16 protein-coding genes are annotated in these 15,840 nt (G+C 39.8%); all 16 read left to right on the top strand.

All coding sequences use genetic code 11. The features are described 5' to 3' along the window. Nucleotides 1-125 precede the first annotated feature (125 nt). The 16 genes from DRF59_RS00515 to DRF59_RS00440 all read left to right on the top strand — a co-directional run bounded on the left by DRF59_RS00515 (nt 126) and on the right by DRF59_RS00440 (nt 15,831). On the top strand, nt 126-998 hold the full coding sequence (locus DRF59_RS00515) for an AraC family transcriptional regulator (RefSeq protein ID WP_115956347.1): 873 nt from the start codon (nt 126-128) through the stop codon (nt 996-998). Nucleotides 999-1,165: 167 nt separating this feature from the next. After that, nucleotides 1,166-2,350, top strand: a complete 1,185-nt coding sequence (gene galK / locus DRF59_RS00510; RefSeq protein WP_115956346.1) for a galactokinase — start codon at nt 1,166-1,168, stop codon at nt 2,348-2,350. Next, nucleotides 2,334-3,383 (top strand): UDP-glucose--hexose-1-phosphate uridylyltransferase, encoded by a 1,050-nt coding sequence (locus tag DRF59_RS00505; protein ID WP_115956345.1) that lies wholly within the window; start codon nt 2,334-2,336, stop codon nt 3,381-3,383. The genes galK and DRF59_RS00505 overlap by 17 nt, the downstream gene beginning before the upstream one ends. Before the next feature lie 76 nt (nt 3,384-3,459). Then, nucleotides 3,460-4,260 (top strand): HAD family hydrolase, encoded by an 801-nt coding sequence (locus DRF59_RS00500; RefSeq protein ID WP_115956344.1) that lies wholly within the window; start codon nt 3,460-3,462, stop codon nt 4,258-4,260. 41 nt (nt 4,261-4,301) lie between these two features. Further along, nucleotides 4,302-4,508, top strand: coding sequence for an ArsR family transcriptional regulator (locus tag DRF59_RS00495; RefSeq protein WP_115956343.1), 207 nt, complete (start codon nt 4,302-4,304; stop codon nt 4,506-4,508). 311 nt (nt 4,509-4,819) lie between these two features. Beyond that, nucleotides 4,820-5,641 carry an alpha/beta fold hydrolase gene (locus DRF59_RS00490; protein WP_115956342.1) on the top strand — a complete coding sequence of 274 codons (822 nt, stop codon included), beginning with the start codon at nt 4,820-4,822 and terminating at the stop codon, nt 5,639-5,641. A 27-nt stretch (nt 5,642-5,668) separates the two neighbouring features. Next, on the top strand, nt 5,669-6,157 hold the full coding sequence (locus DRF59_RS00485) for a MaoC family dehydratase (protein ID WP_115956341.1): 489 nt from the start codon (nt 5,669-5,671) through the stop codon (nt 6,155-6,157). A 133-nt stretch (nt 6,158-6,290) separates the two neighbouring features. Beyond that, nucleotides 6,291-7,202, top strand: a complete 912-nt coding sequence (locus DRF59_RS00480; protein WP_115956340.1) for an alpha/beta fold hydrolase — start codon at nt 6,291-6,293, stop codon at nt 7,200-7,202. Between the two features lie 32 nt (nt 7,203-7,234). Then, nucleotides 7,235-7,867 (top strand): hydrolase, encoded by a 633-nt coding sequence (locus DRF59_RS00475; RefSeq protein ID WP_115956339.1) that lies wholly within the window; start codon nt 7,235-7,237, stop codon nt 7,865-7,867. Between the two features lie 64 nt (nt 7,868-7,931). Further along, nucleotides 7,932-9,275, top strand: a complete 1,344-nt coding sequence (locus DRF59_RS00470; protein ID WP_241505451.1) for an alginate export family protein — start codon at nt 7,932-7,934, stop codon at nt 9,273-9,275. Nucleotides 9,276-9,295: 20 nt separating this feature from the next. After that, nucleotides 9,296-10,039: a M17 family peptidase N-terminal domain-containing protein gene (locus tag DRF59_RS00465; RefSeq protein WP_115956337.1), complete on the top strand. Its 744-nt coding sequence runs from the start codon at nt 9,296-9,298 to the stop codon at nt 10,037-10,039. Nucleotides 10,040-10,045: 6 nt separating this feature from the next. Next, nucleotides 10,046-11,935: an amidohydrolase gene (locus DRF59_RS00460; RefSeq protein WP_115956336.1), complete on the top strand. Its 1,890-nt coding sequence runs from the start codon at nt 10,046-10,048 to the stop codon at nt 11,933-11,935. 12 nt (nt 11,936-11,947) lie between these two features. Beyond that, nucleotides 11,948-12,373, top strand: a complete 426-nt coding sequence (locus DRF59_RS00455) for a DoxX family protein (RefSeq protein ID WP_002978758.1) — start codon at nt 11,948-11,950, stop codon at nt 12,371-12,373. A gap of 1 nt (nt 12,374) precedes the next feature. Beyond that, nucleotides 12,375-12,848, top strand: a complete 474-nt coding sequence (locus tag DRF59_RS00450; protein WP_115956335.1) for a Dps family protein — start codon at nt 12,375-12,377, stop codon at nt 12,846-12,848. A 4-nt stretch (nt 12,849-12,852) separates the two neighbouring features. Then, nucleotides 12,853-13,518 (top strand): YoaK family protein, encoded by a 666-nt coding sequence (locus DRF59_RS00445; RefSeq protein ID WP_115956334.1) that lies wholly within the window; start codon nt 12,853-12,855, stop codon nt 13,516-13,518. Between the two features lie 45 nt (nt 13,519-13,563). After that, nucleotides 13,564-15,831: a tetratricopeptide repeat-containing sensor histidine kinase gene (locus tag DRF59_RS00440; protein ID WP_115956333.1), complete on the top strand. Its 2,268-nt coding sequence runs from the start codon at nt 13,564-13,566 to the stop codon at nt 15,829-15,831. The last annotated feature ends 9 nt before the right edge of the window (nt 15,832-15,840 follow it).

The raw sequence follows: 15,840 nt of genomic DNA, 5'->3' as shown, positions 1-15,840 counted from the left end.
GCTATGGCAGCAATAATTCTCAGGCTATAATTAAATTTTCATATTGATGTACTATATTAACCTTGTTTAATGATATTGTTATATTATTTGTTAATTTTGCATATGAAATTATTTGTATTTGGCCTATGAAACATGTAAATCCTTCTTTTGAGGCGGTAAGACCTACTATAGGAAGCAGTTTTACCAGCCTTAAATTTCTGACTAATGAGAATATAAAATCACATGTCTGGCATTACCATCCTGAGATTGAGTTGATTTTTGTATGCAAAGGTTCCGGGAAAAGACAGATCGGAAGCAGTATCACTTATTTTTCAGAAGGAGATCTTGTACTGATAGGAAGCAATCTTCCGCATTGCGGACTGACCAATGAAAGTACGCATAATGAGTATGAAATGGTGATTCAGTTTAAGCCTGATTTTTTAGGAGAACCGATCTGGAATATTCCGGAGATGCAAAGGATTTCTGCACTGCTTGAAAAGTCAAAAGCAGGAATCGTATTCGGGGAAGAGGTGAAGAAAACAATCGGGAAAGAGATTACGGAGATGCATGATGCTTGCTCCCTCGACAAGCTGTGCAGGTTTCTGAAAATTTTGGATGAACTGTCTGTGACTCAGGATTACAGGATCTTAAATGCAGGAAAATATTACCTGCAGACACAGATTGAAGACAATGAAAGAATCAATCTCATATTCAATTACGTTAAAGACCATTTCAAAGAAGCCATAACCCTCGAAGAGATGGCTGATCTTGCCAATATGAAAGTACCGTCTTTTTGCCGTTACTTTAAAAAAATTACCAATAAAACCTTTACACAGTTTGTCAACGAATACAGAATTACCCATGCCCTTAAGCTTCTGGCAGAACAGCCTTTGAGTATTACGGAAGTCTGCTTTGAATCGGGGTTCAATAACTTCAGCTATTTTAACAGGACTTTTAAAGAATATATCCAAAAAAGCCCCTCACAATACCGTAAAGAATTTAATTACTTCATGGAGTAATTGATAAGCTTATCTAAAATTTCTGTGAAGCATTATGATGTATTAAAATATAAGTGTATATTTAACACTTATAAATAATATTTTTAAAAAGTATAAATTTCTCTGTTATAAATTCAGTAGTTTTATACTTGAGATCCCCAGGATCTGTTTGATCAGATAAGATTGATATGCATGAACAGTTAATCAACCCAACCCTAGAAAAGTTTAGAGCCGAATTCAGAGAAGAGCCTGAACACATTTTCCTTTCTCCCGGAAGAATTAATATTATTGGTGAGCATGTAGACTATAGCGATGGATTTGTACTTCCTGCTGCTATAGATAAATACATCTGTTTTGCTGTCCGTAAACTTCCTCAGACAAGCCTTTGTACAATCATAGCCAAGGATCTCGGAGAAGAATATACATTTGATGTTACAAAGGAGGTAAAGCCGGTCCAGCAGATGTGGATGAATTATATTCTGGGCGTTTTCAGCCAGCTGCAGCAAAAGGAAAACCCGTTTTGCGGAATGGAAATTGTTTTCAGCAGCACCATTCCGATGGGCTCCGGACTTTCTTCTTCAGCAGCTCTTGAATGCGGGTTTGCCTATATCCTCAATGAACTTTTTGATTTGCATCTTACCAAGAAAGAAATCGCGGTGATCGGGCAAAAATCAGAACATACTTTTGCAGGAGTTCAGTGCGGAATTATGGATCAGTTTGCCTCCGTTTTCGGAAAGGAAAATAAGGTCATTATGCTCGACTGTAATTCCCTGGAACATCAATATTTTGATGCTGACCTTAAAGGATACAGCTTATTGCTTTTTGACAGCTGTGTAAAACATAGTCATCTGACATCCGGATATAATGAGAGGCGTAAAGATGTAGAACACGGTAAAAAAGTCTTATGGAAAAAATTCCCCGAAGTAGAGAAGTTCCGGGATTTTACCACGACTATGCTTGACAGTGTTAAAGAGCAAATGGGAAGTGTTTCACACAAAAGATGCCTCTACTTACTGAAAGAAATAAAGAGGGTAGAAATGGCGGCAAAAGCTATTTCAGCAGGAAATGTTGAATACCTGGGAACACTTCTCACAGAGACCCATGCCGGGCTGTCCACTGAATTTGAGGTCAGCTGTAATGAGCTTGATTTTTTGGTTGAAAACACATTGCAGCAGGAAGGTGTGCTGGGAGCAAGAATGATGGGAGGAGGTTTCGGAGGGTGCAGCATCAACCTGATTCAGGAAGATAAAGCTGAAAAAGTAATTCAGGCTATCAGTGAAAAATATCTGGAAAGTTTTAATATCCAGATGAAAGTTTATCAGGTTAAAATTTCAGACGGGATAAAAGAATACACCAATGAATACATCATTTGACCCTAAAAAACATCCCCACAGAAGATACAATCCTCTTTTGGATGAATGGTTACTGGTTTCTCCACAGCGGGCAAACCGTCCATGGCAGGGGCAGAGAGAAGAATCAGCAGAAGAAAACCGTCCCGAATATGATCCGGACTGCTATCTCTGTTCAGGAAATATCCGTGCTAACGGAGACCGCAACCCTGAGTACAAGGGAACCTATGTCTTTAACAATGACTTTGGAGCATTGCTGAATGAAGAAGTTGAGTTTTCTGGAAATCATTCCGGATTTTTTACCCTTCTTCCGGAACGCGGGATCAACAGGGTGGTTTGTTTTTCTGAAAATCACAGCCTTACCTTGCCGGAAATGTCTGTGGAACACATCAAAAATGTAGTGGATGTATGGCAGGAGCAGTTCAATGAGCTGTCCGCTCTGGATCATATCAATTATGTTCAGATTTTTGAAAATAAAGGAAGCATCATGGGCTGCAGCAACCCTCATCCACATGGTCAGATATGGGCACAGTCGTCCATTCCGGCAATGGTTCAGAAAACCCAGGATCAGCTGAAATCGTATTTTGAAAAAAATAAAAGAACATTACTGGAAGACTATCTTGAGCAGGAAATAACAGCTGGTGAGCGCATTGTCACAGAAAATGAACACTTTGCCGCATTGGTACCGTTTTGGGCATCGTGGCCATACGAAACAATGATGATCAGCAAACAGAAAAGAGAAAATATTGCGGCATTTTCTGAAGCGGAAAAAGAATCTTTTGCAGCCATACTCAAGGATCTGACCACAATATATGACAACCTTTTTGAAACGTCATTTCCTTATTCTGCAGGAATTCACCAGTCTCCTACAGATGGCAAAGAACATCCGGAATGGCATTTTCATATGCACTTTTATCCTCCGCTGCTCAGAAGTGCGGAAGTTAAAAAATTTATGGTAGGATACGAAATGCTGGCTGAGCCTCAACGGGATATCACCCCGGAACAAAGTGCCGCAATATTAAGAAACCTTTCCACCATTCATTACAAGAAAAAATAATAAATCAATATCTTTGAAAAGAATAAGCAAATTATGATGCTGTCAGGTACAGAATTTCGCTTTTCCCGATAAAATTATGGAACAGATTAAATTAATTGTGACGGACATGGATGGAACGTTTCTCAACTCCAGCCATGAAATGAGCCCCGAGTTTTCAGAAGTTTATAAAGAACTGAAAAAAAGAAATATTGTATTTGTGCCGGCAAGCGGAAGACAGATGCCGGGAATTACCCATTATTTCGGAGAAATAGAAAGTGAGATCGGTTTTATTGCTGAAAACGGAGGCTATGTCATCTATAAAGATCAGGAGCTTTTCGCTGATACGCTGGAATACAAATATATTGTTGACATCATTAAAGCGGTCCGTGAAATACCGGGTGCCAAAGCCGTATTATCAGCTAAAAAAATGGCGTATTATGAAACTGAAGATCAGCAGTTTGTAGACTTTTTCTCAAAGTACTATACTGAAAATATGAAAAAAGACGATCTTACAGAAAGAATTGATGATACCGCCTTCAAAATAGCAGTATACCATCCGGATGGCTCGGAAAAATATCTGTATCCGGCGCTGAAAAGATTTGAAGAATTCGGTCTGGAAGTAGTGGTTTCAGGAGCATATTGGCTGGATGTTATGAATAAGGATATCAATAAAGGAAATGCCCTGAAAATTCTCCAGAAATCGCTGGGCATCTCTCCTGAAAATACGATGGCTTTCGGGGATTATATGAACGATATAGAAATGCTGAAGAATGCAAAATATTCATACGCCATGCAAAATGCCCATCCGAATGTAAAGCAGGTGGCTAATTTTGAAGCATGTACCAATGACAGCTTCGGAGTTCTGAAAACGATTAAGGATTATCTGCATTTGAATTAGTACATCCATATAACACCAATTTAAACTAATAAACTAATAATATGAATACATCAACTGGCAGAAAGCCAGCCAAAACATGCTATGAGCATATCGGCGGAAAACTGGGACAGCTTCTTTTAGAACAATTCGTTGAGAAAGGCTGGATTGCCAAGGAAAATCCTGCAGACCGTCACTATTATATTACAGATAAAGGACAGGAAGAATTTACAAAACTGGGTATTGATCTGTCACAAATAAAGGCAGAATAACGACTCATCATAACTTTCCGGTATTACAAATAGTATATATTTAAAAAATCAGACCTGAGTCTGATTTTTTTTTGTTTTTAATCGTATGTAAGCATGAATTTTAGATTTGTACCGCATGTTTTTGGATGTTTTCTATGCTTACATTTTATATGTTTTATATAAATACTGATAGCTGAATCATAAAACTACGGTATTTCGTAGTGTAATTTACTGGCTGTTTTTATCAATATATTGAAAATCAATTGCTTTATTGTTTTGGGTTATTTTTTGGCATTATGCTCATAAGTTTAATTCAAAAAAATAGTACAACAATGAGCACATTAACATTAAAAGACGGAACAGAAATTTTTTACAAAGACCAGGGAGAAGGACCTGTATTAATGTTTCACCACGGATGGCCTTTATCATCTGATGACTGGGATGCACAGGTGATTTTCTTTTTACAGAAAGGCTACAGGGTGGTTACCCATGACAGAAGAGGCCACGGGCGTTCCAGCCAGAATATCTACAACCACACTATTGAACAGTATGCTTCTGATGCTGCAGAACTGGTTGAATTTTTAGACCTGAAAGATGTTGTACACATCGGGCACTCAACAGGTGGCGGTGAAGTAATCCGTTATGTAAATAAATACTCGAATGGAAGAGCTAAGAAAGCAGTTCTGATAAGTGCCATTCCACCGGTAATGGTTAAGAGTGAGAATAATCCTGACGGTGTTCCTATGGAAGTCTTCGACAATATCAGAGAACAGACGATGAACAACAGAAACCAGTTTTATTATGATCTGACTTTCCCTTTCTACGGCTACAACAGAGAAGGTGCGAACGTAAAGGACGGAGTACAGAGAAACTGGTGGAGACAGGGATTAATGGGAGGAATTGTTGCTCATTATGATGGTATCAAAGCCTTTTCAGAAACAGATTTAACTGAAGATTTAAAAGCTGTTGACATTCCGGTATTGGTTCTTCACGGTGAGGATGACCAGATTGTACCGATTGAAAATTCAGCGATAAAATCAGCCAAATTACTGAAGAACGGAAAACTGATCACGTATCCGGGATTCCCTCACGGTATGCCGACTACTGAGCATCAGACCATCAACAAAGACATTCTTGAATTTATTACTGAATAATCATCATTCCATTCAAATCCAAAAAATATGGAAAACTCAAAAACTCACGAACCGGCATTCAATCCTGAAGATTTTGCTATTGTTCCGGCCCGTACGTTCGATGAACTGAAATTAGGTGAAGTGTTCAGAGCGCCAAGCAGGACTCTTACCGATGCACATGCTTCAGCTTTTCAAACGGTTTCCTGTGATAATCATCCGATTCATTACGATGTGGAATATGCAAAAAGATACGGTCATGAAGCTCCGGTAGTCCACGGTTTGCAGGTATTGGCTTTTACCGCACCGGGGGCAACTCTTTTGCCTCATTACTTTGGAAATGTTTTTATTGCCTTTTTAGAATTATCATGTCATTTTTTGAAGGAGGTACATTCAGGAGATACGTTGTATTCTTCGTTGGAAATTACCGATTTGACGCCACAGGAAGGCAAAGGTATAGTGACCACAAAAGTGAGAGTGTATAACCAAAAATCTGAACTCGTTCTTGAAGGGCAGCATAAATATTTACTAAAAAGATAATTTCTTTTTTGAATCTGCTGTCTTCTTTTTAAACGGAAACCCTTTTTAAGGAAGGCGGCTGATTCAATACTTTATCACCACTTGACATGTTTACAATAAACCCGTCAAAAATCAGCCATTAAATATCATCATAATGAAACTAAAATCAATTTTTGGTACTGCTGTTTTTTTATCAGCGGTATTCCTTACCAATATTAATGCACAAAATACGGCAAAATCTACAAAAGCCAGAGCAGAATATATCGAAGTGGAACCTAATGTAAGACTTCATGTTTCTGACCTTGGAGAAGGAAAACCGGTTGTTTTAATTCATGGTTATCCTGTAAGTGATGCTTCATGGGAGTACCAGTATCTTCCTTTAATCAAAGCTGGGTATCGGGTTATAGGAATCACTCTGAGAGGGTTCGGACAGTCGGACAAGCCTTATGGAAAATATGATTATGACCAGTTTGCTTCTGATATCAAAACTGTTTTAGACAAATTGGATATCAAAGATGCTACGTTGGGCGGCCATTCCATGGGTGGTGCAATTGCTTTGCATTACGTGGCGAAATACAACAGTGCCCATGTCAGTAAATTGGCATTGTTCGCTGCTGCTGCCCCTGTTCATACCAAAAAACCGGATTATCCTTATCCTTTATTTACAAAAGAAGACATTACCAAATGGGTAGACCTTGTAAGCGTAGACAGACCGGGGTTACTGAACACAATAGGTGAAAGATTTGTTTTATCCGCAACTTCTGTTTCACCAGGGGTAGGTACCTGGCTGGGAGGGATTGAAATGCAGTCATCCGCTTATGCAATGGAGCAGGCTTTAATCGCCTTAAGAGACGAAGATCTTCGTGGGGATTTACCGAAAATCAAGATTCCGACCCTTATCATGCAGGCAAAGCAGGACAAGATAGTGGCTTATGCTTTAGCAGAGCAAATGAACAAAGCTATTAAAGGATCTAAGCTTATTCCTTTTGAAAACAGCGGACATGCACTGTTCCTCGAAGAAAAAGACAAATTCAATGAAGAATTATTAAAATTTCTTAAGCAATAAAATTCAAACTCAATAACATCTAAATAAACTTTATGAAACCATCATCAAAACTCCTTTCTCCTGAAAATCATGCACTGGTACTGATTGATTTTGAAGGACAAATGGCATTTGCAACCAAAAGTATCTCTATGAACGAACTGCGTAACAATGTAGCAGTACTGTGTGGAGCATCCAAAATATTCAATGTTCCGACCATCGTTACTACGGTTGCAGAACAAAGCTTTTCAGGTCCTGTTTTCCCGGAAATCGAGGAAGCATATCCTATGGCAACCTCAGGCTATATAGACAGAACAACGATGAATACATGGGAAGATGAAGCCGCTTATAAAGCCATTACAGGAACCAAGAAGCAAAAACTGGTTCTCGCAGGATTATGGACAGGCGTTTGTATTGTGGGGCCGGCATTATCTGCACTTGAGGAAGGCTATGACGTGTACGTCATTACCGATGCCTGTGGCGATGTAAGCGATGAGGCGCACGAAAGAGCAGTACAGAGAATGATCCATTCAGGAGTAAAGCCTATGACTTCCATTCAGTATATCCTGGAACTTCAGAGAGACTGGGCACGTCAGGAAACATATGGTCCTGTAACTGACCTTATGAAAAAATATGGTGCTTCTTACGGATTGGGAATCCACTATGCTCACCATATGCTGAATCACTAAAATCCATATACCATTTTCAATGTTGAAATCTGCACCTTCAATACTGTTTTTAAAAGCTTTTATCATGACAGTTCTTTTATGTTCTGAAACTTTCTCCTCCCAGAGCTTTAAACTTCTGCGGTATGATGAAAATTACGAATATCTGAAAGATTCCACCAAAAGCTTTTATGATAAAATTAAATATCTCCCTCTCAATGAAAAGAAAGATACCTATCTCTCATTGGGTGGTGAGGCAAGGTATGAATATGTGGATTTCAACAACGAAGATTGGGGAAGGCTTAACATAGGACACAACGACTTTTTTCTCCAACGCTATGATCTTCATGCAGACTGGCATTTCGGGAAAAACTTCAGAATATTTTCACAGATCAGAAGTGCTTTGCAAAACGGAAGAAAAAACGGTTCAAGAGGCATTGATGAAGACCAGATGAATATTCAGAACCTCTTTCTGGATGTAGGTTTGGTGAATATGGAAGATCAGAAGCTGATAGTGAGACTGGGAAGACAGGAGCTGGACTACGGTTCCGGAAGATTAATTTCTGTGAGAGAAGGGCCGAATGCAAGGCTGTCTTTTACAGGAGCCAAAATCATGTATTCCTATAAAAATATTTCCGTAGATGCTTTTGCGATGATGGCAGACTCTATAAAGACCGGCGTTTTTGATAATACCATTTCAAAGCAGCTTAACCTTTGGGGACTTTATTCCAAAATTATTATTCCTGAAGCCGGAAATCTGGATCTGTATTATCTCGGAATCCGTAGAGACGAATCTGTTTTTGAAGCAGGAACTGCCAGAGAAAAAAGGCATACGGTTGGCGGAAGACTCTGGAAATATGGCGGCGGATTTATCTATAACCTGGAAGCTGCCTATCAGTTCGGACGTTTTGGAAACGATAATATCAGTGCCTGGACGGGCTCTGTGGATGTAGGATATCTCTTTGAAAACTTAACATTCAAGCCAAGTATCAATCTGAGAAACGATTATATATCAGGAGATCATTCAAAAAACGATGGAAAGCTCGGTACATTTAATCCTTTATATCCAAAAGGAGGGTATTTCGGCTTCAGTCCGCAGGTGGGTCCTGTCAATTTAATTGATATTCATCCGTATATGACCCTTGATCTGACTTCCAAACTCAAAATGCAGATGGATGTTGTCTTCAACTGGCGATATTCCCTGAACGACGGAGTTTACCGGCCAAGCGGAGCATTGAACCGTCCCGGAAGCAGCTCAGATAAAAGGTATATCGGAACGGCTTATTTAACCAGCTTTACCTATAATTTCAACAAACATTTTTCTTTGGTGAGCGGACTTCAGTATTTCCACAAAGGGCCTTTTATTGAAGATATCATTCAGGATGCAAAAAGCGGTGTTTTCTGGAATATCAGGCTGGGATTCAAATTTTAATCATTACTAAATCATTTATTATGCAAAATTCAATTTCAAAATACATCAATTGGTCAAAAGCAATCTTTACAGCATTGGTGTTGGCAACTGCGGGAACCAACTTCGTTTCAGCACAGGCTGTTGCAGAAAAAACAGCTATTGGAACCTCAAAAACATGGGGAACTGTTGACGGAATTTCCGTTGTAGGGCTGGTGCAGGGACCTTCTGCTGCCAAAGCAGATTTACAGATCGCCTGTGTTTTCGAGTATACGGAAGGAGATATTTTCAATCCGCCGGCGCTTCCCAAAGAACTGAACGGCATGGTTCATCTGGATGAAGCATTAAAAGGAATTATTACAGAAGTGCGTAAAAAAGGACAGTTCAAAGGACACGCTTTGGAAACCTTATTAATTAATCCTCCAAAAGGAAGCCTTGCCTCCGGAAAACTGCTGTTGATCGGCCTGGGGAACAGAAACTCTTTCGATGCCGGACTCATGAAAGAAGTAGGAAGTGTTGCCATGAGAGAAGCTTTGAAACTGCAAGTACATACTGCATCATTTGCCAGCGATATCAAAGATGCAGGAATCGATTCTCCGACAGCTCTGGTGGCAGAAAATGTGGTCTTGGGTGCCTTTGACGCCTATCGTGCCCAGTCTTATTTAAATACTCAGCATTTATCCGATAAAATGAAATTAAAAAAACTGATTCTATTGGCCGGGCCATCTTTTTTCACTGTTGCCGGAGGAGGAATTCAGGAGGCGATTTCAAAGTTGAACACCAAATAATTAAAGATGAAAGCAGACCTTATCGTATACAACGGAAAAATCCACACTTTCAATAAAGAAACTCCGGAAGTTTCTGCAGTGGCCATTAAAGACGGGAAAATTATTGCAGTTGGAAATGACGGACTGGCAGATCAGTTCGCAGATGAATCCACAGAACTGATTGATCTTAAAAAGAAAAGAGTGGTGCCGGGAATCAATGATTCTCATATCCATCTGATCCGTGGCGGATTGAATTACAACCTGGAATTAAGATGGGACGGCGTTCCGTCACTGGCCGATGCGCTCAGAATGTTAAAAGACCAGGTAGACCGTACGCCTTCCCCACAATGGGTTCGTGTCGTGGGAGGGTGGTCCGAATTCCAGTTTGCAGAAAGAAGGATGCCTACTTTGGAGGAAATTAATGCCATTGCTCCGGAAACACCTGTTTTTATCCTGCATTTATACGACAGGGCTTTAATGAACAGGGCAGCATTGAAAGCGGTAGGATTTACCAAAGACACCCCGGCTCCGGCAGGCGGACATATTGAAAGAGATTCTAACGGTGAACCCACAGGGCTGATTATAGCAACACCTAATGCCATGATCTTATATTCAACATTAGCAAAAGGCCCGAAGCTTTCCTACGAGCACCAGCTGAATTCTACCAGACATTTTATGACAGAACTGAACCGCTTCGGAATTACCAGCGTCATTGATGCCGGCGGAGGATTCCAGAACTTCCCGGATGATTATAAGGTGGTGAACGAACTGAATGAGAAAAAACAGCTTACTGTAAGGATCGCCTATAATCTTTTTACCCAGAAACCTAAGCATGAATTTGAAGATTTCAGCGATTGGATCGACACCGTAAAATTATATCAGGGCGATGACATGTACCGTCACAACGGGGCAGGAGAGATGCTGGTATTTTCGGCAGCCGATTTTGAAGATTTTCTTCAGCCAAGACCGGATCTGCCTGAAAACATGGAAGCAGATCTTGAAAAAGTAGTCCGTTTACTGGTAGAAAACCGCTGGCCATTCAGGCTTCATGCAACCTACAATGAAAGCATCACCCGGTTTTTAAATGTTTTTGAAAAAGTAAACCGCGATATTCCCTTTAATGGTCTTCCATGGATTTTTGATCATGCAGAAACCATTGATGAAAAGAATATTGAAAGGGTGAAAATGCTTGGCGGCGGAATCGCTATCCAGAGCAGAATGGCTTACCAGGGAGAATATTTTGCAGACCGTTATGGTTCTGGTGCCGCAGAAAGTACACCACCCGTAAAAAAAATGCTGGAAATGGGAGTTCCTGTAGGCGGAGGTTCGGATGCTACAAGAGTAAGCAGCTACAATCCATGGGTTTCCATGTATTGGCTGACTGCAGGAAAAACTGTTGGCGGACTTCAATTGTATCATGAAACAAAGCTGGACAGATCAACCGCATTGGAGCTCTATACAAAAGGCAGCGCATGGTTTTCTCAGGAACAGCAGAAAAAAGGCGATATCAAAGTAGGAATGTTTGCTGATCTGGCAGTTCTTGATCAGGATTATTTCACGATTGATGATGAAGAGATCAAAAATATTGAAGCGGAAATGACCATTGTAGACGGGAAAATAGTCTATGCAAAAGGAACATTCTCATCCTATGCACCACCATCTATTCCTGTGCTTCCGGATTGGTCTCCCACCAATCTTTATAACGGATATTATCCTGCAGGCGGACACTTCCAGAAAGAAATCGAGAAAAATGCAAAACAGGATTTAAAAGCACCTTTAGCTTCACAAATTCATAGCTGTGCAGGAAGCTGCGATATCCATCATCATAACCATAACCAGGCAAGAATGAGCAATGTTCCGGTTAATAATTACCACACATTCTGGGGAGCTTTAGGCTGCTCGTGCTTTGCTTTTTAACTATCAATACATATGGAAATTTTAAAACAGATCCTTTCATCAGATTTAGGTTCACCATTCAATGATGCTTCATTCCTGGTTTTCCGGGTACTCCTTGCGATTCAATTGTTCAGAGTGCACGGTTTAAAGAAATTCAGGCTGGAAAACGGACAAAGGGAAGTCATTCCAAATCCTCTGGGATTACCTGATCAACTCAATGCGATAGTTGCTTCATTTGCTGATCTGGTGGTTCCGTTTCTGATTATTTTAGGACTGGGAACCAGGCTTGCAGTTTTACCGACCATTGGTGTGACGGCTATCGGATATTTTGTAGTTCACAGAAAAGATTCACTGGAAGTACGGGACGTTCCTTTTATGTATACGTTGTCCCTGTTACTGATTCTTGCCTTGGGAGCAGGAAGATATTCACTTGATTATTACTTATTAAATATTTTATAAAATGAAAACTTCAATCGGAATTAAAAACGAAAATTTAGCAAAAGTTGCTGAAGTACTGGTTACCACTTTAGCAGACGAATTTGTATTGTATACCAAAACAAGAAAAGCGCATTGGAATGTGGAAGGACCGGACTTTTACAATAAACACCTGTTTTTCGAGGCACAATACGGACAGCTGGACGACATCATCGATGATCTGGCAGAAAGAATCAGAACACTTGGGCATTACGCTCCAGCTACTTTAAGGGAGTATCTGGCATTAACGCATCTGTCTGAGCACCATCTTGAATCGAATGACAGCCTGGCTTACATCAGAGAGCTTCTTTCCGACCACGAAAGTATCATCATTCATCTTCGTGAAAATATTGAAAACTTCGCTGTTGAATTCCGTGATTCAGGGACAAGCGACTATATCACTGGATTACTGGAAACCCATGAGAAAATGGCCTGGATGCTCCGTTCACATTTAAAATAAAAAAATGGAAGTAAAACATAATATCGGTTTTGTCACCTTATTGTTAACCATGATTGCCGGATATTGCGATACCGTGACTTTTGTATCGGCAGATGCTCTTTTTTCGGCACATGTTACGGGAAACTTTATTGTATTTGCCTATCAGTTTGTGAAGGGATCGGATATTCATGCGTGGGTAAAGCTGCTTACTTTTCCGGTATTTATTCTCGCGGTTATGGTAGGAGGGAGGATTGCTGGAAAGGTCATCAATCATTATACGCTGTTATTCTGGGAAGGAGCGCTGCTTTTTTTAGCCGGAATTATTGTTGCTGTTCTCAGTTACTACGGAATGTTTTCAGAAGTCATCATGTATACTGTGGCTATGATTACCGTTTTTGCAATGGGACTTCAGAATGCTTTCGGAAAACTTTATGCAAAGGAAACCCATGGCCCGACTACCATGATGACAGGAAATGTAACCCAGGCTTCCCTGGATTTCGGAACGCTTCTGTCAAGCGGCTTTCACCACCCTGAAGCATGGGCAAGTCTGAAGAAACAGCTGATTACCATTCTTGGATTTCTGGTTGGTTGTTTTTTAGGAGCTTATGCAGGAAAACAGTTCGGGTTGGTAACATTGATTTTACCGGGACTGGCAATGATCATCTGCTATTTTTACCACCGTAAAAACTAGCTCTGGACTATGGCAGATTACAGGATAATAGATTACCTTTAAAAAATGAATTTCAGCCTTTATTTTTTATCTAAAAATCTACTAAAGATAGTATGTTTTTCGTTGGTTTTGATGTTTTCATGCAGTATAAAAGCACAGACCAAAGAAAATCCTGCACTGTTGAGAAAACAGATTTCCTCTTCCGCCAATACTACTCAGAAAATCGCTTTATTGCTGCGCCTGAGTAACTATTACATTACCAAAAAAGGAGAGCTGAAAGCTGACCTCGACAGTGCCGCTATTCTGAACAGACAGGCAAAAGCACTCAATGTGAAATCCGGAGATCCGTTGTCTGCCGGAAAACTCATATTTCTGGAGGCTAAAATAGATAAAGAAAGAGGCAGTAAAAATATTGCTTTTTCCAGAATGAAAGAGGCTCTTTCTTATTTTGAAAAACATCAATTTAAGGAGCAGGCCGGAGAAGCATACAACGAACTATCGTATATGTATGACAATAACCCTGAGTATTTTGATACTAAAATTAAACTGAAAGAAAAAGCGTTGGAACTATTTAAGAATTCAGGATCAAAACTGAATCAGGCAGGCGTTTTAAAAGATCTTGGTGAGCTTTACTATATTAAGGAAAATTCTGATAAGGCTCTGGGCTTGCTTAAACAATCCCTGTCTGTTTATCAGTCCGTTAAATTCAGAGAATTACAGAGTGTTTATAACCTTATTTCCCAGGTTGAAATTCAGAAGGCAGATTATGAGGAAGCACTCCGATATGGTCTTCTGGCAGAAAAAACAGCCGAAAGTGTGAATGATTATTCTTTGCAGATGTGCTCTATTTACAGCAATATCGGAATGGTGTATTATTATCTCCGTAAAAATGATGATGCCATGAAGTATTGGGAAAAATCACTGGCCACAGCAAAGAAAAACAAAGATAACACCTACATCAGAACGGTGGCCAATAATATTTCTACCATGCTGATCAGGCAGAAAAAGTTTAAGCAGGCCATTACCATGATACAAGAGTACAGAGAACGTTACCCCATAGTAGACAAGGATTTTGAAATGTCAGAAAACTATATTCTGTTCAGCACCTATACTATTTTAAAGAAGTTTAATGAAGCTGAAGCCTACTACAAAAAACTGGTGACCTATTATGGTGAAAATGCAGAAAAAAATAATCAGCAGGCCTCATTGCTGCGAAGCTTTGTTTTCTATCATTACCAGACCCGGAACTTTGATAAAATGTATCGTGAAGCCAGACTTTTTGATTCGATAGCCAAAAATAACGGAAATGATATGCTTCGTTCGGAAAACCATTTAATGTGGTTCAAAGCAGATTCCATACAGGGAAAATACCTTGATGCCATACAGCATTATCAGCTGTACAAAAAGCTTTCCGATTCTGTTTTTAACGGTGAAAAAAGCAAGCAGATCAACAGCCTTAAAATTCAGTTTGAGACAGAACAGAAGGATAAAAACATTCAGCTGCTGACCCATAAAGCAAAACTGCAGGATATTAAGATTGCCAATGATACCTTTATCAGATATGTCTTCATCGGAAGCATTCTGGCGCTGATCCTTTTTGCTGCTTTGCTGTATAACCGCTCAAGATTAAAAAGCAATGCCAATAAAAACCTGGAACTGAAACGTAAGCAGATTGATGAACAGAATGAACAGCTGAAGAAATTACTTTCTGAGAAAGAATGGCTTTTAAAGGAAATCCATCACAGGGTTAAAAATAACCTGCAGATTGTGATCAGCCTGCTCAATACGCAGTCGGCTTATCTGGACAATGAAGATGCTTTGATGGCCATCCAGAACAGTCAGCACAGAATGCATGCCATGTCCCTGATCCACCAGAAGCTTTATCAGTCTGATAATCTTTCAATGATTGACATGTCCTGGTATATTTATGAGCTGATTACCTATATCAAAGAATGCTATTCATCTGACAGGAAAATTAATTTTACAGTGGATACCGATAAAGTATTTCTTGATGTGGCACAGGCGGTTCCTATGGGACTGATCGTTAATGAAGCAGTCAACAACACCGTAAAATATGCATTTCCGGATGATCAGAAAGGCGAAGTTTCAGTTTCATTCAAAAATACGGGTGATCATCTTTGTGAGCTGATTATATCAGATAATGGAGTAGGGCTTCCGGAAGATTTCAATATTGAAGAAACAGAATCTTTGGGAATGAATCTGATGCGCGGGCTTACCGATCAGCTGGACGGAACCTTCAATCTCGAAAACAAAGGGGGCTTAAAAGTGACAATTACCTTCAGAAAAAATACAGAAATAACACCTTCAAATTAAAGGCTGATT

The sequence above is a fragment of the Chryseobacterium flavum genome (assembly GCF_003385595.1).
In the GTDB taxonomy this organism is placed as follows: domain Bacteria; phylum Bacteroidota; class Bacteroidia; order Flavobacteriales; family Weeksellaceae; genus Chryseobacterium; species Chryseobacterium flavum.
Note: the sequence above shows the minus strand (reverse complement) of the source record. Positions and strands in the feature narration are given on the sequence as shown.